25 protein-coding genes and 1 riboswitch are annotated in these 25,482 nt (G+C 72.8%); of the genes, 13 read left to right on the plus strand and 12 right to left on the minus strand.

Annotated features, from left to right (window positions below):
• Positions 1-52: 52 nt before the first annotated feature.
• From HNR02_RS29255 to HNR02_RS29280, 6 genes are all read left to right on the plus strand, one after another.
• Complete coding sequence (locus HNR02_RS29255) at positions 53-1,159, plus strand: ABC transporter ATP-binding protein (RefSeq protein WP_179776875.1); 1,107 nt, start codon at positions 53-55, stop codon at positions 1,157-1,159.
• 109 nt (positions 1,160-1,268) lie between these two features.
• Complete coding sequence (xylA, locus tag HNR02_RS29260; RefSeq protein ID WP_179776876.1) at positions 1,269-2,447, plus strand: xylose isomerase; 1,179 nt, start codon at positions 1,269-1,271, stop codon at positions 2,445-2,447.
• A 48-nt stretch (positions 2,448-2,495) separates the two neighbouring features.
• Positions 2,496-3,692 carry an ROK family protein gene (locus HNR02_RS29265; protein WP_179776877.1) on the plus strand — a complete coding sequence of 399 codons (1,197 nt, stop codon included), beginning with the start codon at positions 2,496-2,498 and terminating at the stop codon, positions 3,690-3,692.
• Positions 3,693-3,894: 202 nt separating this feature from the next.
• The gene (locus HNR02_RS29270; protein WP_179776878.1) at positions 3,895-5,520 is read left to right on the plus strand and encodes a SpoIIE family protein phosphatase; all 1,626 of its coding nucleotides are present in this window, start codon (positions 3,895-3,897) and stop codon (positions 5,518-5,520) included.
• A gap of 7 nt (positions 5,521-5,527) precedes the next feature.
• Positions 5,528-6,601, plus strand: a complete 1,074-nt coding sequence (locus HNR02_RS29275) for a cobalamin B12-binding domain-containing protein (RefSeq protein WP_179776879.1) — start codon at positions 5,528-5,530, stop codon at positions 6,599-6,601.
• Complete coding sequence (locus tag HNR02_RS29280; protein WP_179776880.1) at positions 6,601-6,927, plus strand: STAS domain-containing protein; 327 nt, start codon at positions 6,601-6,603, stop codon at positions 6,925-6,927. The genes HNR02_RS29275 and HNR02_RS29280 overlap by 1 nt, the downstream gene beginning before the upstream one ends.
• An 11-nt stretch (positions 6,928-6,938) precedes the next feature.
• On the opposite strand, the gene HNR02_RS29285 is transcribed toward HNR02_RS29280, so the two are convergent.
• The 4 genes from HNR02_RS29285 to metH all read right to left on the minus strand — a co-directional run bounded on the left by HNR02_RS29285 (position 6,939) and on the right by metH (position 13,620).
• Positions 6,939-8,078: a sigma-70 family RNA polymerase sigma factor gene (locus HNR02_RS29285; RefSeq protein ID WP_179776881.1), complete on the minus strand. Its 1,140-nt coding sequence runs from the start codon at positions 8,076-8,078 to the stop codon at positions 6,939-6,941.
• Positions 8,079-8,115: 37 nt separating this feature from the next.
• Entirely contained in the window at positions 8,116-9,294 is a 1,179-nt protein-coding gene (locus tag HNR02_RS29290) for a 4-hydroxybenzoate 3-monooxygenase (protein WP_179776882.1), read from the minus strand.
• 131 nt (positions 9,295-9,425) lie between these two features.
• The gene (locus tag HNR02_RS29295; protein ID WP_179776883.1) at positions 9,426-9,893 is read right to left on the minus strand and encodes a DUF6292 family protein; all 468 of its coding nucleotides are present in this window, start codon (positions 9,891-9,893) and stop codon (positions 9,426-9,428) included.
• A 115-nt stretch (positions 9,894-10,008) separates the two neighbouring features.
• The gene (gene metH, locus HNR02_RS29300) at positions 10,009-13,620 is read right to left on the minus strand and encodes a methionine synthase (RefSeq protein ID WP_179776884.1); all 3,612 of its coding nucleotides are present in this window, start codon (positions 13,618-13,620) and stop codon (positions 10,009-10,011) included.
• Positions 13,621-13,636: 16 nt separating this feature from the next.
• Positions 13,637-13,717: riboswitch (S-adenosyl-L-homocysteine riboswitch) on the minus strand.
• 685 nt (positions 13,718-14,402) lie between these two features.
• Here metH and HNR02_RS29305 point away from each other — a divergent pair.
• Positions 14,403-14,627: a hypothetical protein gene (locus tag HNR02_RS29305; protein ID WP_179776885.1), complete on the plus strand. Its 225-nt coding sequence runs from the start codon at positions 14,403-14,405 to the stop codon at positions 14,625-14,627.
• Between the two features lie 67 nt (positions 14,628-14,694).
• Here HNR02_RS29305 and HNR02_RS29310 read toward each other — a convergent pair whose 3' ends face one another.
• From HNR02_RS29310 to HNR02_RS36310, 3 genes are all read right to left on the minus strand, one after another.
• A complete protein-coding gene (locus tag HNR02_RS29310; RefSeq protein ID WP_179776886.1) occupies positions 14,695-15,339 on the minus strand; it encodes a TetR/AcrR family transcriptional regulator in 645 nt (214 codons plus the stop codon).
• A 102-nt stretch (positions 15,340-15,441) separates the two neighbouring features.
• A complete protein-coding gene (locus HNR02_RS29315; protein WP_179776887.1) occupies positions 15,442-15,651 on the minus strand; it encodes a hypothetical protein in 210 nt (69 codons plus the stop codon).
• Between the two features lie 74 nt (positions 15,652-15,725).
• Entirely contained in the window at positions 15,726-15,854 is a 129-nt protein-coding gene (locus HNR02_RS36310; RefSeq protein ID WP_281377440.1) for a hypothetical protein, read from the minus strand.
• A gap of 209 nt (positions 15,855-16,063) precedes the next feature.
• Between HNR02_RS36310 and HNR02_RS29320 the strand changes: the two genes are divergently transcribed.
• Positions 16,064-16,897: an aminotransferase class I/II-fold pyridoxal phosphate-dependent enzyme gene (locus tag HNR02_RS29320; RefSeq protein ID WP_246339308.1), complete on the plus strand. Its 834-nt coding sequence runs from the start codon at positions 16,064-16,066 to the stop codon at positions 16,895-16,897.
• Here HNR02_RS29320 and HNR02_RS29325 read toward each other — a convergent pair.
• Positions 16,818-17,465, minus strand: a complete 648-nt coding sequence (locus HNR02_RS29325) for a response regulator transcription factor (RefSeq protein WP_179776888.1) — start codon at positions 17,463-17,465, stop codon at positions 16,818-16,820. The genes HNR02_RS29320 and HNR02_RS29325 overlap by 80 nt on opposite strands.
• A complete protein-coding gene (locus tag HNR02_RS29330; RefSeq protein WP_179776889.1) occupies positions 17,462-18,586 on the minus strand; it encodes a sensor histidine kinase in 1,125 nt (374 codons plus the stop codon). Before HNR02_RS29330 ends, HNR02_RS29325 begins: the two co-directional genes overlap by 4 nt.
• A gap of 107 nt (positions 18,587-18,693) precedes the next feature.
• On the opposite strand from HNR02_RS29330, the gene HNR02_RS29335 reads away from it, so the two are divergent.
• Both HNR02_RS29335 and HNR02_RS29340 read left to right on the plus strand, forming a co-directional pair.
• Positions 18,694-19,221, plus strand: coding sequence for a YceI family protein (locus tag HNR02_RS29335; protein WP_179776890.1), 528 nt, complete (start codon positions 18,694-18,696; stop codon positions 19,219-19,221).
• A 73-nt stretch (positions 19,222-19,294) separates the two neighbouring features.
• Positions 19,295-19,654, plus strand: coding sequence for a peptidase inhibitor family I36 protein (locus tag HNR02_RS29340; RefSeq protein ID WP_179776891.1), 360 nt, complete (start codon positions 19,295-19,297; stop codon positions 19,652-19,654).
• 47 nt (positions 19,655-19,701) lie between these two features.
• Here the strand turns inward: HNR02_RS29340 and HNR02_RS29345 are convergent, their stop codons facing one another.
• Genes HNR02_RS29345 through HNR02_RS29355 form a run of 3 tightly spaced genes read right to left on the minus strand, consistent with a single transcriptional unit; the run spans position 19,702 to position 22,485 of the window.
• Positions 19,702-20,724, minus strand: coding sequence for an ABC transporter permease (locus tag HNR02_RS29345; RefSeq protein ID WP_179776892.1), 1,023 nt, complete (start codon positions 20,722-20,724; stop codon positions 19,702-19,704).
• Positions 20,721-21,368: an ABC transporter ATP-binding protein gene (locus HNR02_RS29350; RefSeq protein WP_179776893.1), complete on the minus strand. Its 648-nt coding sequence runs from the start codon at positions 21,366-21,368 to the stop codon at positions 20,721-20,723. Before HNR02_RS29350 ends, HNR02_RS29345 begins: the two co-directional genes overlap by 4 nt.
• 16 nt (positions 21,369-21,384) lie before the next feature.
• Positions 21,385-22,485: a polyprenyl synthetase family protein gene (locus HNR02_RS29355; RefSeq protein WP_179776894.1), complete on the minus strand. Its 1,101-nt coding sequence runs from the start codon at positions 22,483-22,485 to the stop codon at positions 21,385-21,387.
• Positions 22,486-22,825: 340 nt separating this feature from the next.
• Here HNR02_RS29355 and ispH point away from each other — a divergent pair, with 340 nt between their 5' ends.
• Genes ispH through HNR02_RS29370 form a run of 3 tightly spaced genes read left to right on the plus strand, consistent with a single transcriptional unit; the run spans position 22,826 to position 25,469 of the window.
• Complete coding sequence (gene ispH, locus HNR02_RS29360; protein WP_179776895.1) at positions 22,826-24,106, plus strand: 4-hydroxy-3-methylbut-2-enyl diphosphate reductase; 1,281 nt, start codon at positions 22,826-22,828, stop codon at positions 24,104-24,106.
• Positions 24,103-25,149 carry a terpene synthase family protein gene (locus HNR02_RS29365; RefSeq protein WP_179776896.1) on the plus strand — a complete coding sequence of 349 codons (1,047 nt, stop codon included), beginning with the start codon at positions 24,103-24,105 and terminating at the stop codon, positions 25,147-25,149. The genes ispH and HNR02_RS29365 overlap by 4 nt, the downstream gene beginning before the upstream one ends.
• A gap of 32 nt (positions 25,150-25,181) precedes the next feature.
• On the plus strand, positions 25,182-25,469 hold the full coding sequence (locus HNR02_RS29370; protein WP_179776897.1) for a hypothetical protein: 288 nt from the start codon (positions 25,182-25,184) through the stop codon (positions 25,467-25,469).
• Positions 25,470-25,482 lie beyond the last annotated feature (13 nt).

Genomic DNA, 25,482 nt, shown 5'->3' on the forward strand with positions numbered 1-25,482 from the left:
CGCCGTCGGCGTAGACAGACGGCAACGACGACGTGACGAAGGAGCGGTCCCCATGGCTGAGGTCAGCTACCGGCAGGCGTCGCGGCTCTACCCCGGCTCGCCGCCGGTCCGGGCCGTGGACAGCCTCGATCTCGACATCACCGACGGCGAGTTCCTCGTGCTGGTGGGGCCGTCGGGCTCGGGCAAGTCGACCGCGCTGCGCATGCTCGCCGGGCTGGAGGACGTCGACGAGGGCGCCATCTACATCGACGGCAAGGACGTCACAGCCACCCCGCCCAAGGACCGCGACATCGCGATGGTGTTCCAGTCCTACGCGCTCTACCCGCACATGACGGTCGCCGAGAACATGGGCTTCGCGCTCAAGCTCAAGCGCGTGTCCAAGGCCAAGATCGCCGAGCGCGTCCGCGAGGCGGCCGCGCTGCTCGACCTGACGCCCTATCTCGACCGCAAGCCGAAAGCGCTTTCCGGTGGTCAGCGCCAGCGCGTCGCGATGGGCCGCGCGATCGTGCGCGAGCCCGCGGTGTTCCTGATGGACGAGCCACTGTCCAACCTGGACGCCAAGTTGCGCGTGGAGACCCGCGCCAACATCGCCGCGCTGCAGAAGCGCCTGGGCACCACCACCATCTACGTCACGCACGACCAGGTCGAGGCCATGACGATGGGTCACCGGGTCGCGGTGCTCAAGGACGGCAAGCTCCAGCAGTGCGACACCCCGCGCAACCTGTACGAGCGCCCGCGCAACGCGTTCGTGGCCGGGTTCATCGGCTCGCCCGCGATGAACCTCAAGACCGTCGCCCTGACGGCCGATGGCGCGCAGCTCGACGGGCTGACCGTCCCGCTCCCCCGCGCGACGCTGGCCGCCGCGCATCAGGCCGGGGTCGAGTCGGTGACGCTCGGTCTGCGGCCGGAGTCGCTGCGCCTGGCCGGTGCCGGCGAGCAGGCCGCGAAGCTGACCGTCGAGCTGGTCGAGGAGCTGGGCGCCGACGCCTACATCCACGGCGGCGTGAAGATCGGCGACCGCGTCGAGCGGTTCGTGGTCCGCGCCGAGGGCCGCCGTCCGCCGCAGCTGGGCGAGACCGTCCAGATCGCCGTCGGCGAGTCCGAAGAGGTGCACGCCTTCAACCCGGAGACCGGCGAGCGCCTGCCCTCCGAAGACTGAGCGGACCGATCGAACAGTGGGGCCGGGTGGCGATGCGCCGCCCGGCCTTGACTGCGTGTGCGCCCCCGAATTAAGTTACTCCGGAAAACAAAAGCCTGGAGGAGCTGCGATGGTGCGCCAACCGACAGTCGAGGACAAGTTCTCGTTCGGCCTGTGGACCGTGGGCTGGACCGGCACGGACCCCTTCGGCGGGCCGAGCCGTCCCGCGCTGGACCCGTGGGAGTACTCCGACAAGCTCGCCGAACTGGGCGTCTGGGGCATCACCTTCCACGACAACGACGTCTTCCCCTTCGACGCCGACCTCGCCACGAAACAGCGCCGCACCCGGCGGCTCAAGGAAGCCGCCGACGCGGCCGGCCTGGTGATCGAGATGGTCACCACCAACACCTTCAGCCATCCCGTCTTCAAGGACGGCGGCCTGACCTCGAACGACCGCGGGGTGCGCCGCTTCGGGCTGCGCAAGGTGCTGCAGGCCGTCGACATCGCCGCCGAGATGGGCGCGACGACGTTCGTGATGTGGGGCGGGCGCGAAGGCTCCGAGTACGACGGCTCGAAGGACGTCTACGCCGCCTTCGAGCGCTACAAGGAGGGCCTGGACACCGTCGCCGGCTACATCAAGTCGCAGGGCTACGACCTGCGGATCGGCCTGGAGCCCAAGCCGAACGAGCCGCGCGGCGACATCTTCCTGCCCACCGTGGGCCACGCGCTCGCGCTGATCGCGCAGCTGGAGCACGGCGACATCGTCGGTCTCAACCCCGAGACCGGCCACGAGCAGATGGCCGGACTCAACTACACGCACGCGCTGGGCCAGGCGCTGTGGAGCGGCAAGCTGTTCCACCTCGATCTCAACGGCCAGCGCGGCCTCAAGTACGACCAGGACCTCGCGTTCGGCCACGGCGACCTGATCTCCGCGTTCTTCACCGTCGACCTGCTGGAGAACGGCTTCCCCGGCTACCCGGACGCGCCCCGCTACACCGGTCCGCGGCACTTCGACTACAAGCCCTCGCGCACGGAGTACCTCGACGGCATCTGGGATTCCGCGCGTGCCTGCATGTCGACCTACCTGATGCTCGCGGACAAGGCGGCGGCGTTCCGGGCCGATCCGCGGGTGCGCGAGGCGATGGACCGTGCGGGGATCCTCGACCTGGCCGAGCCCACGCTGGGCGCGGGCGAGTCGGTCGCCGACTTCCTCGCCGCCGACGACGGCTTCGACCCGGAGAAGGCGGCGCAGCGCGACTTCGGGTTCGTCCAGCTCCAGCAGCTCGCGCTCGAACACCTCATCGGCTGATTTTGTTCACCCACTGAACAGAAGATCGCCTTCGTGAGGATCCCGCCCGTGACGGCTCTCGATTCGCGCACCAGTGCGCGCCAGTCCAGTCTCCGGGCGAGCAATCTGGCACTGGTGGCGCGCACGGTGTGCGCGTCGGCGCGGCCGCTGTCCCGCGCGGACGTGGCCGCGGCGACGTCCATGACGCGCGCCACCGCGACCAGACTGGCCGACGAGCTGGTGGCGGGCGGGGTCCTCGCCGAGATCGAACCGGACACCGGCGGCAGGCGCGGCAGGCCGGCCACTCCCCTGGTGCCCGGATCACGGCTGGCGGCGGCCGGGCTGCAGGTCAACGCCGGGTTCCTGGCGGTGCGGGTGGTCGACCTGCGGGGCCGGGTGGTCGCCGAGTCGCTGGAGTACGCGGATCTGGTCGGCAGTGATCCGGCGGAGACGCTGGAGCGGCTGGGCGCGTTGTCGGCGCGGGTGCTGGGCGGGCTGCCCGGCCTCCGGCTGGTCGGCGCGGGACTGGCGCTGCCCGGGATCGTGGCCGCCGCGACCGGGACGCTGTTGCGCGCGCCGAACCTGGGCTGGTCCGGGGTGCTCCCGGCGGAGCTGCTGGATCCGGCGGCCATCGCGGGACTGCCGCTGCGCGTGGGCAACGAGGCCAGCCTCGCGGCACGGACCTTCGCCGAGGTCGCGCCGGGACGGCCCGGCCCGTTCCCCGATTTCGTGTACCTGTCGGGTGAGATCGGCATCGGCGGCGCGGCCGTCGTGGGCGGCGAGGTGATGGCCGGACGGCACGGGTGGGCCGGCGAGATCGGGCACGTGTGCGTCGACCCGGCGGGTCCGGCGTGCCGGTGCGGTTCGACGGGCTGCCTGGAGACCTACGCCGGCCGCGACGCGCTTCTCGCCGCGGCCGGGCTGACACCCGCGTCGACGCCCGCGCACCTGGCCGAACTGGCCGGTTCCGGCGATCCGCGGGCGCGGGAAGCGGTGACGGCGGCCGCTCGGGCGCTCGCGGTGGCGCTGGCCGGGGTGATCAACGTGCTGGACATCCCGACGGTCGTGCTCGGCGGGCACCTCGCGCAGATCGCCGACCTGCTGCACCCCGAACTGGAGGCGCGGCTGCGGGAGCGCGTGCTGTCCGCGGAGTGGACGCCACCGGCCATCCAGGCGGCGAAGAACAACCCCGCCCCCGGCGCGACGGGCGCCGCCTACCGCGAACTGACGGCCGTCCTGGCCGACCCGGCCCGCTGGCTCCCCTGACCCCTCCCCGCGAGTCCCACGCTCCCGCACGCGAGTTCCACGTTCCGGCACGGGAACTCCGCACTCGCCACCGCGGTGCCATCCAGTGCCACCGCGGCGGCGATCACCGGGCACCCCCGGTTTGCCCCTGCCCGATCCGGTGGGGGAAGCTGACCGGGACGTCTCGCGCTCGGCTGGGAAGGGAGAGGGCGACGGCGCCCGCATGGTGACTGAATCGAACCGTCTCGTGTCCGCGTCGCCCGCCGGACTCGATGCCGGCTGGGACGGCGCCCCGCACCCCGCGTTGCTGGCCGACGCGGACGGCACCGTCCGGGCGGCGAACCAGCACGCCTGCCTCCTGTTCCCCGCGCTGCGTCCCGGCCGCCCGCTCGGCGAGTGCGCCGCCGCCTGGCTGCGCGAAGCGCACCGCGAGTTCAGCGCCTCCACCGCCGAGAAGACCGTGGCCTGCGGCGAGGTCGGCGACCGGAGTTTCGAGGCGCACCCGGTGCGCCATCCCGGCGGCGAGGTCACGTGGTGGCTGCTGGAGACCACCCAACTCCGCCGCGCCCAGGACGCCCTGCGCACCGAACGGGAGCGGGCCGCCTTCCTCAGCGACGCCTCGAACGCGCTGCTCGGCTCCCTCAACGTGCCACGCAGCATGGAGGTGGCCGCCGAGCTGGCCGCCGCGCACCTGGCCGACGCCGCCTGGATCGTGGCGCCCGGTCTGCGCCGCCGCCACCCCGCCGTCGTCTGCGCGCGCGGCGGCCGTCCCCGCTCGCTCACGCTGGACATCGATCCGGACGCGCTGCCCGGGCTCGCCGAGGCACTGCAGGGGTTCCCGCCGGTGCCGTCCCGCTGGATCGACCCCGCCCAGGCCCCGTCGTGGCTCCTGCCGGAGGGGTTCGGCGAGGCGGGCTCGATCGTGGTGACCCCGCTGCCCGGTCACGGCGTGCCTGCCGGGGCGCTGATCCTGGTGCGCCACGCCGGGCACCATGCCTTCACCGAGGACGAAGAGATCTTCGCGCGGCTGTTCGCGGCGCGCTCGGGCGCGGCGATGTCGGCGGCCCGGCTCTTCGAGCAGCAGAGCTCGATCACCGACATCCTCACCGAGGAACTGCTGCCGCCGGTCCTGCAGCAGGTCGACGGGATCGAGTTCGCCGGCGGCTACCGGCCGGCCCAGGACGGCGACCGCATCGGCGGCGACTTCTACGATGTCCACCCGGTCCGGGCCGGCGAATCGCTGGCGCTGCTCGGCGACGTGTGCGGCAAGGGGCTGGAGGCGGCCGTCCTCACCGGCAAGATCCGCAACACGCTGCAGGCGCTGCTGCCGATGGCCGGCGACCACGCCCGCATGCTCCGCCTGCTCAACTCCTCGCTGCTCAGCTCGCACCACACCCGGTTCGCGACGCTGGCGCTGGCTTCGGTCTCCCGGCAGGGGATGACGATCCGGCTGCGCCTCACCTGCGCCGGTCACCTGCCGCCACTGATCGTGCGCACCGACGGCAGGGTCGAGGAGGTGTCCTGCCCCGGCAGCCTCATCGGGGTGCTGCCGGAGATCGAGGTGTCCAGCGAGGAGGTCGTGCTCGCCCCGGGCGAGACGTGCCTGCTCTACACCGACGGCATCACCGAGGCGCGCGGCGGCCCGCTCGGCGGCGAGATGTTCGGTGAGGAGCGCCTGCGCCGCGCACTCGCCGAATGCGCCGGGATGCCCGCGGAGGCGGTCGTCGAGCGCGTGCAGATGCTCGCCACCGAATGGGTCGGCAGCGCCCAGCACGACGACATGGCCCTGCTCGCGATCACCGCCCCACGCGGGCGGCACCTGACCGCCGTGAACGGTCCCGGAAGGTAGGACCCGCATGAACAACGCCCTCACCGACCCCGTGACCGGCGCCGCGCACCACGCCGGCCTGCTGTGGAACGCCGTCCTGGACGGTGACGAGTACACCGCGACCGGGATCGTGCTCGCCGCGCTCGGTGACGGCGTGGACGCGGAGACCGTCCTGCTGGACGTCATCGGCGCCGTGCAGCGCCGCGTGGGCCGGGAGTGGGCCGCCAACCGCATCAGCGTCGCCCAGGAGCACGCCGCCACCGCCATCAACGAACGCGTCATCGGCGGCCTGGTGCGTGAGCTGCCGCGGCCGCGGGCGCACCGGGGCCGGATCACGGTGTCCTGTGTGGACGGTGAATGGCACGCGCTGCCCGCGCGCCTGCTGTCCGAGGTGCTCAAGCTGCGCGGGTTCGGTGTCGACTACCTGGGCGCGCAGGTGCCGGCACCGCATCTGATCACGCACCTGCACCGCACCGGCCCGGAGGCCGTCGCGCTGTCCGGTTCGCTGCCGACCCGCCTGCCGACGGCGCACGCCACGATCAGCGCGTGCCAGGCGGCCGGGGTGCCGGTGATCGCGGGCGGCGCGGCCTTCGGCGCCGACGGCCGGTGGGCCCGTCTGCTCGGCGCCGAGGCGTGGGCCCCCGACGCGCGGGCGGCAGCGGACCGGCTCACCACCGATCCGCTGCCCCGCCCGCGCGCGGCGCACCAGCCCCTCGACGACCTGCCGCACCTGGCCGACCAGGAGTACACGCTGGTCACCCGCAGCTCGCCGCAGCTGGTGCGGGCGGTCTACGCCGGGCTGGAGGACCGGGTGCCGGGCATGCGGGACTACACCGAGCTGCAGCGCCAGTACACCGCCGAGGATCTGGCGCACATCGTCGAGTTCCTGGCCACCGCCCTCTACACCGACGACGGTTCCCTGTTCACCGCGTTTCTCACCTGGACCGCGGACATCCTCGCGGCGCGCGGCGTGCCGCCCGGCTCGCTGCTGCCCGCGCTGGACCTGCTCGCCGGTGAGCTGCGTGAGTTCCCGCGCGCCACCGCGCTGCTCACCGAAGCCCGCGCCGGGCTGGCGCGCGGCACGGATTCCGGCGGGCCCTGATGACTGCCCTGCGCGCGATCTGGACGACGCCCGACCCCCGCACCCTGCGCGGCGCGCTGAGCGGCGATCTGGACCAGGTCACCGGGGACGACCTGCTCACCGAGCTCACCGCGCAGTTGACGCCCGGGCTGGACGACGTGCGGCTCGACTGCGGCACCCTCGGCCACTGCGACTCCTACGGACTGTCCATCCTGCTGATGATCGCGCGGCGAGTCCGCGCCTCGGGTGCCAACCTGCACCTGGACGAGCGTCCCCCGGAGCTGGAGCGGCTGCTGCACCAGACCCGGACGTTGGACTTCCTCACCGCGCGCGCACCCGCCGAGTAGCCCGGCGTCCCTCACCCTCCGGAGGAACCCTTGTCCGGCTTGGGTTTCTTGGGCGCCTTCGCCGGTTTGGGCGCCTTGGACTTCTCCGGTTTCGCGGTCTTCCCGGCCTTGGGCCCGCCGGATTTCCCGGCCTTGGGTTTCTTCGGTTCCTTGGCGGGTTTGGCGTCCTTGCCCTTCGCCTTCCCCGGATGGTCCTTCGCGTGGCTGCTCGGCGGGCCGGGGTTGTCCGGCCACTGCGACGGAACGCGCGGCGGGGTGTGGTGCGGCGTCTGCTCCACCGCCGCCGGAGCGGCGGGCGGCGCCGCCAGGACCGGCGGGGTGTGCTGGGGAAGTGGCGCGGTCGCGATCGCGGCCAGCGTCACGACGGCCACCGTCTTCGACACCGCCGTCGCACCGGCCGCCGGTGCCCCGCCCAGGAGCCGGCCGAGCAGCGGGAGCAGGCCCAGCGCGGGCAGTCCGTTGTTGAGAGTGCCGAGCACCGCGGCGACGCGACGGCACGCCGGGCACCCGTCCAGGTGCGCCTCGACGGCCTCGCGCTGCCGGGTGGTCACCTTGCCGCGCGTCCACGCGCCCAGCCTGCGGCGGGTGTTGCGGCATCCGTCGTCGCGCGCGGTGGGGACGTGGGCCTGCAGGAACGCCTGCCGCAGCCCCTCACGGGCCCGCAGCGCGAGCGCCGCGACTCCGTTGGGTGTCATGCCGAGTTCGCGGGCCAGCCTGCCGGGGCGGGTGCCCGCCAGTTCGGTGTGCCACAGGACGTAGCGCCAGCGTTCGGGCAGGGTCCGGAACGCGGCGAGCGCGACCTCGCCGGTCAGGCGGTCCACGACGATCTCCTCGACACCGGGCGTGCCGTCTTCGCGCAGCCTCCAGGCCTCCCGCCGGTCGCGGCGGCGCGCCCACTCCACGGCGAGGTTGCGCAGCGTCACCAGCAGGTAGGGGCGGAACCGTTCGGCCGGTCCGCCGCCGTCGCGGATCGCCGCCAGCACCCGCGCGAACGACTCGGCCACGAGGTCGTCCACCTCGGCGTGGTCGCGCCACAGCATCGACGCCACCCGCCGCGCCACCGGCTGGTGCCGCCGGAAGAGGTGGTCGTAGGCGAGGGAATCGCCGGCGCGGACAGCCTCGATCAGGATGGTGTCGGTGTCGCCCGCCATGCTCGTTCTCCCTGCGGTCGGGTGTGGCCGGTCCACTCTAGAAGTCGGCGGCCTTGCCGATGTAGATCTCGGAGAAGGAGGCCGCCGCGGCGGGCGAGCCGAGCAGGCGCCGCAGGCGGGCCTGGGCGAGCCGGGCACGGAACGGGTCGGCGGGCGGGTCGAGGGTGGAGCTGTGGAAGATGTCCGACAGCCACTGCGAGAACTCCTGGTATTGCCACACGCGGGCCAGGCAGGTGTCGGAGTAGCGCGTCAGCGGGCCGTCGTCGCCGCCGTAGTGCGCCTCGATCGCTTCGGCGAGATGGAACGCGTCGTGCAGGGCGAGGTTGAGGCCCTTCGCCGCGATCGGCGCGACCAGGTGCGCCGATTCGCCCGCCAGGAACAGGCGGCCGCGGGCCATCGGCTCGACGACGTAGTTGTGCATGTCCAGCACGCGTTTCTCGATCAGCTCGCCCTCGATGAGCGGCCCGTCCGGCACGCCGAGGCGCTGGTGCAGCTCGGACCAGACGCGCTCGTGCGGCCAGTTGTCCTCCGAGTCGCCGGGCGGGCACTGCAGGTAGAAGCGGGTGACGGTGTCGGTGCGGGCCATATGGGCGGCGAACCCGCGCGCGTGGATGCCGAACAGCACACCGTCCGCGCTCGGCGGGGCCTGCGCGAGCAGCGCGAGCCAGCCGATGCCGTAATCGTGGGTGAGGAGGTTGCCGTCGAGGTGGTGGCGGCTGACGCCCTGGGCGCCGTCGCAGCCGGCGACGAAGTCGCAGTCCAGGCGCTTCGCGGTGCCGTCGGCGGCGGTGAAGGTGACCGCCGGTGCCGTCGAGTCGACGTCGTGCAGGACGACGTCACGCACCCCGAACTCGATGGCGCCCCCCGTGTCGGCGTAGCGCCCGACGAGGTCGGTGACGAGGAGCTGCTGCGGGTAGACGAAATGCCGTTGTCCCGCCCACTGTTCGTAGGAGAAAGGGTGGCGGCCGTTCTCGAAGCGGAACTCGAACCGGCCCTGGCTGGGCGCCTTGTCCAGCAGACCGCTCGCCAAGCCGCGCTCGTCCAGCGCGCGGACGGCCCACTCCTCGATGAACCCGGCACGCGGGCGCGCCTCGATGAACGCGCGGGTCTGCTCCTCGATCACCACGCAGGAGATGCCCTTGTCCCGCAGCACGTTGGCGAGGGCCAGCCCAGCGGGCCCGGCCCCGACGACGACAACCCCGCTCCGCGCGCCCACGACGCCTCCCCAGGTGGTGCGATTGCGGCATTTTGCCGGAACCGCCCAGCGATGGCAACGCCCTCACGCGCCCCCGATGCCACTTGCGTGCCACCAATGCGGCATTGAGGGCTTCCGGCGAGGGCCAGGGGTCAGCGGGTGGGGCGGCGGCGGACCTGCTCGACGGGCCGCCCGGGCCGGTGCGCGACCGTGCCCTGGTACGGGATCGCGTAGGTGGCCAGGTGACGGCGGAGCCTGGCGCCGTCCGTGGTGCCGACGGGGCCGCCGTCGAAGCGCTGCCCGGCGAACACCTCGCCCACGAACTTCGCCACCGCCTCGGGCGGCGGCAGCAGCTCACCGCCCAGGTGGCACACCACGCTCAGCTCGTGGCCGGTCAGCGACTCGGTCACCACGCCCCAGCCGTCGTACTCGTTCCACACCAGCGCCGTGTCCTGGCCGGGGTGGTCGGGCAGCCGGTCGTCGAGCGCGAGATAGGCGTAGGCCGGCGGCGGGTCCAGGTGGGCGTAGTAGGCCTCGCCGCTGCACCCCAGCTCCTCGGCGACCGTGCCGACGTACCGGCGCAGCCCGGTGGCCGCCGCGTGCTCGAATTCCGGATACATCTCACGCCCCGTCGTGTGAGTGGTGCCTGTCCCAGGGGCTACCACCTGACCGGGTGAGGGAAACGTCAGGTGAAGACGCCGAGTCCGGTGTGGTTCCGCAGCTCCTCGAAGATCGTCACTCCGCGGGATCGTAGTCCAGGTTCGGCCGCAACCACTTCTCGATTTCCGCCTGCGGCAGACCGCGGCGGGCGGCGTAGTCGGTGACCTGGTCACGTCCGAGGCGGCCCACCGTGAAGTACCGGGAATCCGGGTGGGCGAAGATCAGGCCACTGACGCTCGCGGCGGGGGTCATCGCGAAGGATTCCGTCAGGGCGAGGCCCAGGTCCGAGGCCCGCAGCAGCTCGAACAGCTCCCGCTTCTGGCTGTGGTCGGGGCTGGCCGGGTATCCGAGCGCGGGGCGGATGCCGCGGAAGCGTTCGGCGTGCAGGTCCTCCAGCGCGGGCTTCGCGTCCGGCTCGAACCACTCGCGCCGCGCCTGGAGGTGGATGTACTCGGCGAACGCCTCCGCCAGGCGGTCGGCCAGCGCCTTCACCATGATCGCCCGGTAGTCGTCCTGCTGGGCCTCGTAGTGGCGCGCCAGGTCCTCCGCCCCGTGCACGGTCACCGCGAAACCGCCCAGGTGATCGCCTGCCGGTGCGATGTAGTCCGCGAGGCAGCGGTTCGCACGACCGTCCGGTTTGGACGTCTGCTGGCGCAGCATCGGGAACCGCACACCGTTGTCCAGCAGGATGTCGTCGCCCTCGCTGTGCGCGGGCCAGAAACCGTAGGCGCCACGGGCCTCCAGCAGGCCCTGGTCCACGATCTCGTCCAGCAGCGCGTTGGCGTCCTCGAACAGTTCGCGCGCCACCGGCTGGTCCAGGATCGCCGGGTACTTGCCCTTGAGTTCCCAGGCCAGGAACAGGAACTGCCAGTCGATCATCTCGCGCAACGCGGGCAGCCCTGGCGAGACCGCGCGCACCCCGGTGAACGAGGGGACCGGCAGCTCGTCGAACGACACGCGCTCCGGGTTGGCCCGTGCCTTCTCCAGCGTGAGCATCGGGCGGCGCTGCTTGTTCGCGTGCTGCTCGCGCAGCCGCTCCTGCTCGGCACGGTTGGTCTCGTCCAGCACCATCGCCCGGTCGGTGTCCAGCAGGTCCGACACCACCCCGACGACCCGGGACGCGTCGAGCACGTGCACCGTCGTCGTGTCGTAGGCGGGCGCGATCCGTACCGCGGTGTGCTGCCGGGACGTGGTCGCCCCGCCGATCAGCAGCGGGATCTTCAGGCCACGGCGCTGCATCTCGGCGGCCACCGAGACCATCTCGTCCAGCGACGGCGTGATCAGGCCGGACAGCCCGACCGCGTCGGCGTTCTCGGCGACCGCCGTGTCCAGGATCTGGGCCGCGGGCACCATCACGCCGAGGTCGATCACCTCGTAGTTGTTGCAGCCCAGCACGACGCCGACGATGTTCTTGCCGATGTCGTGCACGTCGCCCTTGACGGTGGCCAGCACGATCTTGCCGTTGCCGCGCTCGGTCTGCATGCGCCCGGCCAGCCGCGCCTCCTCCTTCTCCCGCTCCATGAACGGTTCCAGGTAGGCGACCGACCGCTTCATCACGCGCGCGCTCTTGACCACCTGCGGCAGGAACATCTTGCCCGAGCCGAACAGGTCGCCGACGGTCTTCATGCCGTCCATCAGCGGGCCTTCGATGACCTCCAGCGGCCGCGGGAAGTCCTGCCGCGCTTCTTCGGTGTCCTCTTCGATGTAGTCGACGATGCCGTGCACCAGCGCGTGCCGCAGCCGCTCCGCCACCGGCGCCTCGCGCCAGGACAGGTCCACGACGCGCTTGCGGCCCTGGCCACGGACGGTCTCGGCGAACTCGACCAGCCGGTCGGTGGCGTCGGCGCGGCGGTCGAACAGCACGTCCTCGACCAGTTCGAGCAGCTCGGCCGGGATGTCCTCGTAGACGGCGAGCTGACCGGCGTTGACGATGCCCATGTCCAGTCCCGCGCGCACCGCGTGGAACAGGAACGCCGAGTGCATCGCCTCACGCACGACGTCGTTGCCGCGGAAGGAGAACGACAGGTTGGAGATACCGCCGCTGGTGCGGGCGCCCGGGCAGCGTTCCTTGATCAGCGGCAGCGCCTCGATGAACGCCTTGGCGTAGCCGTTGTGCTCGGAGATGCCGGTGGCGACGGCGAGCACGTTGGGGTCGAAGACGATGTCCTCGGGCGGGAACCCGGCCTCACGGGTGAGCAGGTCGTAGGCGCGGGCGCAGATCTCCACCTTGCGCTGCGTGGTGTCGGCCTGGCCCTTCTCGTCGAAGGCCATCACGACCACACCGGCGCCGTAGTCGCGGACGCGGCGGGCCTGGCGCAGGAACTGCTCCTCACCCTCCTTGAGGCTGATCGAGTTGACCACGCCCTTGCCCTGCACGCACTTGAGCCCGGCCTCCAGCACGCTCCAGCGCGAACTGTCGACCATCACCGGGATGCGCGCGACCTCGGGCTCGGTGGCGATCAGGTTGAGGAACGTCGTCATCGCCTGCTCGGAGTCGAGCAGATCGGCGTCCATGTTGACGTCGAGCAGGTTCGCGCCGCCGCGCACCTGGTCCAGCGCGACGTCGACGGCGGCCTGGTAATCGCCGGACTCGATGAGGCGGCGGAACTTCGCCGAGCCGGTGACGTTGGTGCGCTCGCCGATCATCACGAACCCGGTGTCCGCGCCGAGGTCGAACGGCTCCAGCCCGCTGAACCGGGTGTGCGTGCGCGGCGGCGGCACCACGCGCGGGGCGGCACCGGCGACGGCCTGGGCGATCTTCGCGATGTGGTCCGGGCCGGTACCGCAGCAGCCGCCGACGATGTTGACCATGCCGCTGCCCGCGAATTCACCGAGCATGGCGGCGGTTTCGTCCGGGGTCTGGTCGTAGCCGCCGAAGGCGTTGGGCAGGCCGGCGTTGGGGTGGCAGGCGACGTAGGTGCCCGCCAGGCGGGACAGCTGCTCGACGTGCGGACGCATCTCCTCCGCGCCCAGCGAGCAGTTGACGCCCACGACGAGCGGGCGCGCGTGCTCGATCGCGCTCCAGAACGCCTCGACGGTCTGCCCGGACAGGGTGCGGCCGGACAGGTCGACGATCGTCACCGAGATCCACAACGGCAGGTGCGGGGCGACCTCGCGCGCGGCGGCGATGGCGGCCTTGCAGTTGAGGGTGTCGAAGATCGTCTCGATCAGCAGCAGGTCGACACCGCCCTCGGCGAGCCCGGCGATCTGCTCGGCGTAGGCCTGGCGGACCTCGTCGAAGGTCACCGCGCGGTAGGCGGGCTCGTCGACCTTCGGCGACAGCGACAGCGTGACGTTGAGCGGGCCGATCGAGCCGGCGACGAGCTTCCCGCCTGCTTCGTCGGCGGCCTGCCGCGCCAGCCGCGCACCGCGCACGTTCATCTCGTGCACGAGGTGCTGCAGCCCGTAGTCGGCCTGGCCGATGCTCGTCGCGGTGAAGGTGTTGGTGGTGGTGATGTCCGCGCCCGCGGTGAGGTACTGGCGGTGGACGTCGAGGATGACGTCGGGGCGGGTGAGGTTGAGCAGGTCCGGGTCGCCGGTGACGTCCTTGGGGTGCTCGTCGGTGATCAGCTCGCCGCGGTAGTCGGCCGGGGTGAGACCGGCTCCCTGCAGCATCGTGCCCCAGGCACCGTCGAGCACGGCCACCCGCTGGTCGAGGATCTCGCGCAGAGCCGTCGTCGTGTCCACCGGCACCCTCCCATCAGTTTGGGAGGCGCCCTTGTTGCGGATTCACGGGGAGCCGAGCGTGGCGGACCCGAGGTCCGTTGCAGCGCCTCTCGGCCTCCGGCCAGGGTACTGGACGGCGCGCGGGCGCATCAAACGCCCGTTCCGCGATGTGGGCGTCGGCTGGTGGCGAAGCAGGCGGGGCCGGCCGGCACCGGTTCCGGCCGCCCGTCGTTCCGGCTGGCCGCCGCGTTCGGCACGGACGGCAGAACGGCGGGCCGGCTTCCCCAAGCCGGCCCGCCGTCGGAGACCGTCTGCCCTCGCGGCCCCGACCGGCCGGGCATCGACCTCCCGCGGGCGCCATCCCCCGACGGAACCCGCTTCCCCGCCGTGCGGTGCCCCGAGCACCCGCACGTGCTCCACCAGTATGCGCCGCGCAGACCCGTTCAGCGCAAGGCCGAAGTCCCCAAAGAAGGGACTTTGTGCCCATTGCCGTCCACAGTGGATCTTCCCGGACCGGCTGGGGACACACGATCTTTCGCGGTCACGGCGGCGGCTGGGGCATGAGTGGCACGGGAGGGTGAGACCCGGCGAGGGCGCGCACGCAAAGTGGTGGTGGCGGTCGGGCGCCGTCGGTCACGGCGTCGATCTGGCCCCACTGGAGCGCCACCCCGGTGCTCAACGGCCGCCCCGGCAGCGCGGGCCACAACGCGCGCCACCGGCCCGTGCGACGCGGGATGCTCACCGTTCCCCCGGCGCCGGAGCAGGCCCATACCGTTCTCCGGCAGCCGGAACACCGTGCCCGGATGCGCGACCACCCGGCCCGCGAACGCCGCCAGCTCGATCCCGGCCCCGGCGCACGCGCCGTGCACTCGCAGCACCTGCACGAGCACGGCCTGCCGCAGCACGATCGCCTCGGCAGCCGGGTCCGCGCTCACCGCGACCTGCGGGCCGCACGCGCCGCCGCTCCGGCCATCCCGGCAGGCACGTCCTCGTCGAGATCGACGGCGAGCAGCGGTCGCGGCACCTGACCGGCGTCGTCGGTGAGCGGCCCGTGCGCCACGCCGGCGGCGAGCGCGGAAATCCCCCGTGGCCCGGTCATGCCGTGCGCGCCCGGCTCCCGCCCGCGCCGGGACGCTCGCGGACGCCGACGGTCATCAGCGCGATGTCGACGTAGCGCTCGGCGAGTTCGTCCGGCGAGAGCGGACCGCCGTCCGGGTGATACCAGCGGCCGATCGACTGAAGCATGCCCAGCAGGGCCCGCGCCGTCTCGGCCGGCCGCTTCGCGACGAACACACCCTCGGCCACGCCGTCCTCGACGATGCGGCCGACGAGAACCTCGATCTCCTTGCGCCGCGCGGCATAGCGCTTGCGGCTCTCGGCGGAGACGTGCCGCAGCTCGAAGTCCAGCGCCGCGAGCCGGGTGCGGTGGGCCAGGTGCAGCACGATCGCCTCGACGACGTTGACCAGCCGCCGCTCCGGCCGGTCACCGGCCTCGTCGGCGGCCTGGCGCACGCGCCAGGCGAGATCGCTGGTGGCCTCGTCGACGAGCGCGGTGAACACGCCCTCCTTGTTCTCGTGGTGGTAGTACAGCGCGGGCACGGTCTGGCCGACCCGGCGGGCGATGTCACGCACCGGGGTGCCGTGGAAGCCCTGCTCGTGGAACGCCTCCAGCGCGGCCGCCAGGATCGGCGTCAGCTCGAGCGGCCCGTACTCCCGCCACGCGCCCTCGGGTCGCGTCATGTCCTGCCCATCGAAGAGGTCACCGGGAAACGATAACCGGGGCAGCGCGGCGCGGCGTCGAACGCACCCCATGCCGGATGGGGGGCGTCGGCGGGGCGGTCGCTAGCCGATCTGCTGGCCGGACCAGCGGGTGCGGATGCGGCGCCAGGCGAGCGCGTAGGGCTCAGCCGGGTCACCCGGCCGCACCACGCCGTGCGCGACGTCGGAGCGGGAGCGCGCAAGCTCCCGCTCGGCGAGCGAACGCGGTACCTGCAGCACCTCGACGATCTGCCAGAAGAGCTCTCCCGGTCCGGCTTCTGTCCCGTCCGCCATGCTCGCAGGATGGCGGGTTCCGCCGCCCGCCGCCACCGCAACGCCGGATTCCACGCGATCGGAACCCGGCCGGGTCACGACAGCGCCTCCTCGGCGGTACTGACCACCTCGGCGGCCTGGGCCTCCTCACCACCCTGCAGTTCGGCCCAGTCCAGGCCGATCGCGGCGACCACATCGTCGAAGATCGGGGTCCGGTCGCTCATGACGCGCCCCGCAGGACCGGCTCGGCACACATACGTTCCCCTCCAGCGTCGTGTACAGCCTCGCGAAGCCGGAAATTAACACGCGGCCAGCAGGCCGCGCCACGCGGAATCCCATGAACGGGGGACACCGCCGGGGGTGGCGGTCCACTGAGGAGTTTGCGTTGACCCACCCTGGGGTACTCCGGCTTGTGGACCATGCGCAGGCGCCGGTGATCGAAACGGTCCGGGCCTACCGCGAACGCGGTCACCTCGGTTTCCTCCCGCCCGGCCACAAGCAGGGCCGGGGCCTCGACCCGCGGCTGGCCGAGGAGCTGCTGGTGTCCCGCAACGCGCACGGCGATCCGCGGGCGCCGGCCTCGCGCGCGGACCTGCTGGGCACGACGAGCCCGAGTTCGCTGATCTTCGCCGGGCTGGACGGCTGGCGACGGCATAGGGTGCAGCACGGGGAGGAACTGCTCGGGAGGGCACTGGAACTGTGCCGGTCGGTGCGCACGGAACTGGCCGCGCTGCCCGGGATCCGGGTGCCGGAACGGGACGACCTGGTCGGGCCGGGGCCGGCCGACGACCACGACCCGCTGAAGACCCTGCTGGACCTGGAAGAGCTGGGCCGTTCCGGTACGACGCGAGCGAATGGCCGCGCGAGCACCACCGGATCGACGTGGGCCTGTCCGACCACCGCCGGATGGCCGCCCAGATCACGGTCGCCGACGACGAGGAGACCACCCGCCGCCGCGCGACGCGTACTTCGGGCCCGCCGAGGACGTTCCGGCGGCGGAGGCGGCCGGCCGGATCTGCGCCGAGACGATCAGCCCGTACCGCCGGGCATGCCCGCGGTGGCGCCCGGCGAGGTGATCACGCGGCCGGTGGTGGACGACCTGCGCGGCGGGCCCGGCGCCGGCATGTACCTGCCCGGTCCCGCCGATCCGGCCCTGGACACCATCCGCGTGGTGCGGGACTGGCCCGTCAGCAGAAGCCGGCGTCGTGGGCCAGCAGGGCGATCTGCGTCCGGTTCCCCAGATCCATTTTGGACAGCACACGCGTGATGTGCGCTTTCACGGTCGCCACGCTGAGGTACAGCTCGGCCGCGATCTCGGCGTTGGTCAGTCCGCGGCCGACGCCCAGTGCCACTTCGTGCTCGCGCGGGCTCAGCACCCCGAAGGCCGCACGCGCCCGCTCGTAGGAGCCCGCTTCGACCGCGACCCGCTCCATCAGGCGGCGCGTGATGCGCGGCGCCAGGATCGGGTCGCCCGCCGCGACCCGGCGGATGGCATCGGCGATCTCGGCTGGCGGCGCGTCCTTGAGCAGGAACCCGCTCGCCCCGGCCCGCAGCGCACGCAGGACGTTCTCGTCGGTGTCGAACGTGGTCAGCACGATCACCTCCGGCGGGTTCGGCCGGGCACGGGCGCGCTGGGTGGCGAGTATCCCGTTCAGGCGTGGCATCCGGATGTCCATCAGCACGACGTCGGCGGGGTGCGCGTCGAGTGCGGCGGGCACCTCGTCGCCGTCGCCTGCCTGGCCCACGACCGCGATCTCCGGGGCGCCGTCGAGCATCATCGTCAGCCCGGCGCGGACGAGGGCGTCGTCGTCCACGAGCAGCACGCGCACGGTCATGCCGGCCACGGTAGCTCGGCGGACAACCGGAACTCCCCCGCGGCGGCCTCGTGGTCGAGCCTGCCCCCGGCCAGCCGCACGCGTTCGGTCAGGCCGGCCAGACCGGTCCCGGTGCCCGGCCCGGCGGCGCCACCGCCGACCGGATTGGTCACCTCGATCCGCAGCCGCGCACCGGGTTCGCCGCCGAGTTCGATGCGGACCGGGCTGCCGGGCGCGTGCTTGCGGGCGTTGGTCAGGGCCTCCTGCAGCACCCGGTAGGCGGCGCGGCCGGTCGGGCCCGGCACGGCGGCCGGATCGCCGAGCCCGTCACGCAACTCGACCGCCGTGCCGACCGCCCGGGACTCCTCGACCAGCTCGGACAGTTCCGTCAACGTCGGCAGCGGGCCCTCCGGATCCTCATCAGTACCCCGCAGCAACGTGATCACGGTGCGCAGCTCGTTGAGGGCCTGGTGCACGGTCGCGCGGATGACGCCGGCCGCGTGCGCGATCCGCTCCGGCGAGCTGTCCGGCCGGTACTCCAGCGCACCGGCGTAGGTGGCCAGCAGCGACAGCCGGTGCGCGAGCACGTCGTGCATCTCACGGGCGATCCGGGTGCGCTCGGCCGCCCGCGCCTCGGCCACCCGGCGGCCCTGTTCGGCCTCGGCGCGGCGGGCCCGTTCGGTGAGCGAGACGATCAGTGCACGGCGAGCCTCCGCGAGCGCGCCACCGCCGACGAGCGCGGCGTGCCCGAGCACCACCAGCACTGCCCACCACTCGTAGGGCAGGCCCGGTACCGGGCGCCAGATCCCGCGCACGAGGTGCCCGCTGACCCCGGCCGCGGCGACCCCCACCGCCACGCCCAGCGGGCCGCGCCGGGCGACCTGGATGACGCCGATGCTCGCCGGCGGGGTCGCCGTCGCGCCGAACGCGGTCAGCACCATCAGCGCGAGCGCGCTCGTCACCGGCCACCGGAACAGCAGCGGCACCAGCGCGCACCCGAGTACGCCGAGCACGATGTCGGCAGCCAGCGGCACGCCCCGTACTCCCGAGGCGATCTCCCCCGCCGCTGTCGCGGCGAACCCGGCGGCGGCGGCGACCGTCAGGCCGGTCCTCCCCCGTTCGCAGAACAGCTCGCCGTGCACGAACCGAGACTACGGTGGGGCACCGGGCACGACCAGCGACCAAAGTCGACATCGCTCGCGACCCTCGGCCGACGCGCGCGCCGCGGATCTTCGGCACACTGGCCGCCATGACCGACACCACATCCGGCACCGTCGAGGTTCCCGCCGCGGGCACCTACCGCCTCGACGCGTCCCGCTCCGCCCTGTCCTTCACCACCCGCCATTTCTTCGGCCTCGGCCCGGTGCGCGGGACGTTCCGGATCCGCGAGGGCCGGCTGACCGTCGCCGACCCGGTCGCCTCCTCCAGCGTCCTGGCCACCATCGACGCGGCCAGCATCGACACCGGCAACAGCGCCCGCGACCGGACCGTGCGCTCCGGTCAGTACCTGGAGACCGACCGGCACGCCGACATCACGTTCGCCTCGACCGGCCTGGAGCAGTCCGGCGGGCAGTGGGTCCTGCACGGCACGCTCACCGTGCGCGGCACCAGCGGCCCCCTCGACGTCCAGGTCGAATCGGCGGAGGTGCAGGGGCCGCGGCTGCGGCTGCGCGCGACGAGCCGCGTCGACCGCTACGCCTTCGGTGTCACCGCGATGAAGGGTATGACCGGGCGGTACCTGGACCTGCGGCTGGAGGTGGTCGCGGAGCGCGTGTGACCGGCCGGGCAGCACCCGGCGCGAGACGAGGAATCCGGAGAAGAACGAAAACCTGGGGGATACGATGAAGAAAATGCTCTCGACCGGGATCGCCGGCGCCGCGGCGCTCGCCGCGATCACGCTGACCACGACGCCGGCACAGGCGGCCGACGGCTACTACCGCTGTCCGCCCTCGCACCTGTGCCTGTTCACCGGCCCGGACGGCACCGGCGCCATCGCGACGTTCCAGGTCGGCTCCCCGGACCTGCGGCAGCAGGGAGTGGACGCCAACGTGGCCTCGGTCATGAACCTGACCGCCAAGGGGGTGTGCGGGTGGAGCGAGCCCGGCTACACGGGCGAGACGCTGATCGCCTGGCCGGGAACCCACGGCCAGGGCACCAACCTCGGCGACTACGCCCGGTACCGGCTGAGCTCGGTCAAGGTCGGCTGCTGACCTGCCCGCGTCGCCGGGGAAGCCGTGGCGGTTCCCCGGCGACGCCGCTACGCGCCCGGCGCGGGGCTCGCCGAGCCGAGCGGCTTGTCGGTCAGTGGGAGCCATCCCGGCATCCGCAACGGCGGGGCCGCCGCTTCGGTGCACACCATCACCGGGCCCCGCCGCGATGCCACCTCCAGCGTCCCGTCCTGGCGCAGCCGGACGGTGACCACCGCGGCCTCCGGCTCCCCGGAACCGGAGGCCGCGTGCCGCGAATGGTCCTTCGTGCGCAGGGCGAACGCGACGAACCCGAACGCGGCGAACACGACCAGCCACGCGGGACCGAGCATCAGGTACCCGAACGACCCGCCGTCGGTGAAGGTCGCCGCGACCCCGCTCTGCATCGGGCCGTAGGTGGGCAGGAACCGCAGCACCGCCTGGTCCTTGCCCGGGTTGATCACCGGGTTCTGCACCATCACGTCGACGAGACTGACCATGATGATCACGAACATCCCGGCCAGCTCGGTCGGCACCGCGACACCCAGCGCCACACCGAGGCCGCCGTAGGTCAGGCCCGCCGAGAGCAGGCTCAGGAACAGCAACCCGCTCGACCGCGGATCGGTGTAGAAGGTCATGACGACCGTCGCGTACCCCGACACCAGGATCGCCACCAGCACCAGCCCGGTCAGCTTCGCCAGCAGCAGCACCGGCCGCGGGTAGCCGGCCAGCACGAGACGCTGGTCGAACTCCCGCGACCGCCGCACCGAGGCGAACAGCATGAACCCGATGATCAGGGTGAGCGCGTTGAGCGCACCCGAGATCAGGGCCAGCTCGCTCGCGTCCACGGTCACCGGGGACGGCGCGATCCGCGACTGGTACTCGACCGGACGGGACGGGATCACCGTCCGCACGATCGCCAGCCAGCACGGGATGAAGAACAGCACGAGCAACAGAGCCAGCCGGTTGCGGGCGTGCTGCGTGACCTCGAAGGCGACCGCCTTGAGCAGCGCGGCCTGCCACGTCGTCGAATCCGCGATACCCGCGTGCCAGCGGCGCGCCCGCTGGAGGAGTTCCGGCACGCTCGCGGTCATGACGCGGGCTCCAGCTCGGCGCCCGCCATCGCGTCGGCAGGCTCGACCTGCCCGCCGGACAGGCGCAGCAACCGGTCGAACCGGTCGGTGTCGTGTGCCAGGTGCGAGATGACCAGCACCGAGCGGCCCCGCGCGCGCAGCTGGTCGGTCAGGGTCCAGAACGTCAGGTAGTTCTCCCAGTCGAAACCCTGGTACGGCTCGTCCATCAGCACCACCTCCGGGTCGTGCATCAGCGCGATCGTCAGGTTGAGCTTCTGCCGGGTCCCGCCGGAGAGCAGGCCGGCCCGCGTGTGCCGGAACGGGGCCAGCCCGAGCTGTTCGGCGAGCATCTCGGCGACCGCGAGGTCGTCGAGATGGTAGGCGCTCTGGAAGTACCGCAAGTGCTGGCCGACGGTCAGCTCGTCGTTGACGACGATGCGCTGCGGACAGTAGCCGAGCCGCCCGCGGTGCACGACCTCGCCGCGGTCCGCGCGCAGGACGCCGGACAGGACCCGCAGCAGCGTGGTCTTGCCGGCACCGTTCTCGCCGAGGACGCCGAGCAGTTCACCGGGCCGCAGCCCGAACTCGACACCCCGCAGGACGTGGCGGGGCCCGAACGACTTGTGCAGGTTCACCGCCTGCAACACACAGTCCGAACTGGACACAGGATCTCCTCGTGGGTCAGCGGGTGCGGCGGATGGCCTGGTGGACGAGTTCCGCGAACGCGCGGCGCGCCACCGCGGGCAGTCCGGCGGAGTCGAGCGCCCCGCGGGCTTCGCGTGCCCGCGCCTCGATCAGCTCACCGACGACGTCCTCGGCGCCGGTGGCGGTGATGACGTCCCGCAGCCGCGCCGCGCCGTCCTCGTCGAGGCCGGGGGCGCCGTGCAGCTCCCGGATCACCGCGCGCTGCCGGGGGCCGGCGCGCCGCCAGGTCAGGGCCATCAGCACGGTCTGCTTGCCCTCGCGCAGGTCGTCGAGCACGGACTTGCCGGTGGTGCCGGGCTCGCCGAACACGCCGAGCAGGTCGTCCCGCAGCTGGAACGCCTCGCCGAGCGGACGGCCGTAGGCGCTGCACCAGCGCAGCAGGGCGGGGGTGCCACCGGCGAGCGCGGCCCCGATCTGCAGCGGCCGTTCCACCGTGTACCCGGCGGTTTTCAGGCGCAGGGCGCGCCAGCTGCGGTCGAGCACGTCCTCGGTCCACTCGCCTGCCAGGTCGAGGTACTGGCCGGCCATGACCTCGCTGCGCATCGCGTGCAGCACCGGCGAAGCCCGCCGCAGGTCGTCCTCGCCGAGACCGGCCGTCAGCAGCATCTCGTCGGCCCAGGCCAGGCACAGGTCACCGAGCAGGATGGCCGCGTTGACGCCGAACCGGGCGGCCGACGGCTCGTCGTCGCCCTGGTAGCGGGCCGCCAGCTGCCGGTGGACGGTGGGGCGGCCGCGGCGGGTGTCCGAGGAGTCCATGACGTCGTCGTGGATGAGCGCGAAGGAGTGGAACAGCTCCAGCGCGGCGCCTGCGCGCGCGACCGGGCCGCCGGACGGGTCGCCACCGGCGGCGAGCCACCCGCAGTAGCAGAACAGGGGCCGCAGCCGCTTGCCGCCGCGGACGAATTCACGCAGCACGCCGACCAGTGGCGGCAGGCACCGGTCGGCGGGATCGCGGGCCTGGGCGTCGAGGAACTCGCCGAGGGCGGCGTCGACCTCCTGCCGCACCCGGCCGAAGTCCGCTTCCGCCGGCGGCCGTGGTCGCGGGGGTGCGGTCACATCGGCGAGCCGAGTCGACATGAATTCTCCTCACAGGACGGGAAAAGACGCGATCGGAGAAGTAGCACCGGGCCATGCGGCCGAAACCGCGGAACGCGGTCACCACACTTCCGGGACGGTGAGCCGACCCTGTGAGCGAGCATTCGGGTTTTCCCATCGCCGAGCGTGAACACCTTGCGCCACAAGGGAAAGCGCAACTCGTTCGAATGAAGCTGCGAACGGGTCTTGAATCCCGGCACGCTCATCCGGCAACGTGGAGCGGGCCGGTGCTCGCCGGAGAACACGAATTCCCTTGTACGGCAGGCTTTTCCCGCCGTGCCCGCACCTCCGCCCGGCGACGGGTGCGAACAGGAGGATCCGCATGACCGTCCCGATCCGCACCGGGAAAGTGGTCCCGCTCTTCCCCGTGGGCGGCGCCGAAGTGCTGGTGCCGCGCGAGATCCGCTGGCCCGGCGGCACCGAGCCGTGCCCGGCCGCTCCCCTGCTGGCCGCCGGGCTGCGCCGCCGCGGGCTGCGGGTCGCCGACGGGATCGTCCTGGCCGGGTCCGGGCCACCACGGCACCTGCCACCGCACGAGCGGGCGGCGCTGGCGCCCGGCTGGGCAGGCGCGCCCCTCGGCGTGCCCGGTCCGGCGCTGGCGGTCGGGCACCTGTGCAAGGGCCACGGCGAGGCGATGCGCGCGGAGTTGTCGGCGGCGGCGCGGGCGCTGCGGCCGCGCAGGGTGCTGCTGACCGCGCCCCGCTCGTTCTGCGCCGGTGTCGAACGTGCGATCCGCGCGGTGGAGCGGGCGCTGGCCGAGCACGGGCCACCGGTCCACGTGCGCAAGCAGATCGTGCACAACACCCACGTGATCGAGGATCTGGCCGGCCGCGGCGCGGTGTTCGTGGACGAGCTGGACGACGTCCCCGAGGGCGGGCTGGTGATCTTCTCGGCGCACGGCGTGCCGCCGTCGGTCCGCGCGCGGGCGCGGGAACGGTCGCTGCGGGTGGTCGACGCGACCTGCCCGCTGGTCTCGAAGGTGCACGCGGAGGCACGGCGGTTCGCCGGACGGGGTGACACCGTCGTGCTGATCGGGCGCCGCGACCACGAGGAGGTGATCGGCACCGCGGGCGAGGCGGCCGCGGCGACGGTGATCGTGGAGGACGCCGGCGACGTGGCGAGCCTGCGGGTGCCCGATCCGCGGCGCGTGTCCTACCTGACCCAGACCACGCTGGCGGTCGACGAGACCGCCGACGTAATCGACGCGCTGCGGAAACGGTTCCCGGCGCTGCGCGGGCCCCGCTCGGACGACATCTGCTATGCCGCGACCAACCGGCAGGCCGCGGTGCGCGCGGTGCTGCCGGACGCCGACCTGCTGCTCGTGGCGGGCTCGCCGAACTCGGCCAACTCACGGCATCTGGTGGAGCTGGCGCACCGGCTGGGCACGCCCGCGCACCTGGTGGACCGGTGCGAGGACATCCGGTTCTCCTGGCTGCGCGACGCCGCGACGGTCGCGCTGACCGCCGGGGCGTCGGCCCCGCCCGGACTGGTGGAACGCCTGGCCGGGGTGCTCGGCGGGCTCGGGCCGGTCACCGTCACCGAACGGGTCACGGCGGTGGAGACCCTGCGCTTCGGCGACCCGGCGACGGCGGGGCTGTCGTGACGACCGTCGAGCTGCGCCCGTTCTACTGCCCGGTGGAGTCGAAGATCCACCCGGACGTCGAGGTCATCGAGGAACGCGCGATCGCCTGGATCGACCGGGTCCGCTTCTACCGCGACGACACCGAGCGGAGGCGCGTGATCGGCACCAACAGCGCCGAGTTCTACGCCCGCTTCGCCCCGGGCGGGGTCACCGGCCACGTGCAGGCCGCCGCGCACTGGGTGTACTGGGGCTTCGCGTTCGACGACGCCCGGTGCGACTCCGGCGAGTTCGCGGGGTCACCGCAGGAATTCCTGGCCATGGCCGGTCCCCTGCAGCGGGCACTGGAAAACCCGTGGCACCCGGTTGCCGGCGACGACCCGTTCACCGCCGCCCTGCAGGACATCGGCCGGGGGTTCGCGGCGTGCGCGACGCCCACCCAGGTGCGCCGGTTCTGCGACGCCCACCGCGCATGGCTGTTCGGGGTGGCGTGGCAGATCGCGTGCCAGGCCCGCGGCCGCATGCCGGACCTGGCCGACTACGCGCCGATGCGGCTCAACAGCTCGGGCGGCCCGCCGACGCTGGCGATGCTGGAGATCGCGGCGGGCCAGGAGGTCCCGGCCGCGGAGATGGACTCACCGGCGGCGCGGGCGCTGACCGAGATGGCCATGCTCGTCGCCGCGTGGGACAACGACCTGCACTCCTACCGGAAGGAGGAAGACGAAGAACACACCGCGATCAACCTGATCAACGTCCTGCGTGTCCGCGGCGGGCTCGGCGACGAGGAGTCCGTGGTGCGGGCGTACGCGTTGCGGGACAGGGTGATGTGCCGGTTCCTGCGGCTGCGCTCGCAGGTCCTGGCCGGGCCGGTCAGCGGTGCGCTGCGGACCTACCTGGACAACCTGGGCCGGGCGATCCGCGGCAACACCGACTGGGCGCTGCGGGTGCCCCGCTACAACGGCTACTCGGGGCCCGGTTCGGACCCGCGCTGGGCCGACGAGCCCTCGGACCCCTGCCCCGACCCGGTGCCCATCCCGGCGATCGCCCGGTGGTGGGACTCGTTCTGATCTCTGCCGATTCGATTCCCGGAGGAAACGTCATGAAGCGTCACGTCATCCGGAGCCTGGTCGCCGCCGCCACCGCGGGGTCGGCGCTGGTGCTCACCCAGGTGTCCGCGTCCGCCCAGACCCCGGCGCCCGCGCAGGAAGCGGGGTGGGCGCCGGTGCAGGACCTGGGCAGCGCCTACCTCTGCCAGGCCGCGGGCATGGCCGGGCAGACCTTCGGGCGCTGGCAACCCGGCCAGTGGCAGTGCGTCGGCCCGGTGCTGTGGGTCAGCAACGACCCGCTCCTGAGCCCCGGCACAGCCCCCGGGGGTGCTCCCGCCTGACGCGGCGGGCCGC

Source organism: Amycolatopsis endophytica, assembly GCF_013410405.1.
GTDB lineage: Bacteria > Actinomycetota > Actinomycetes > Mycobacteriales > Pseudonocardiaceae > Amycolatopsis_E > Amycolatopsis_E endophytica.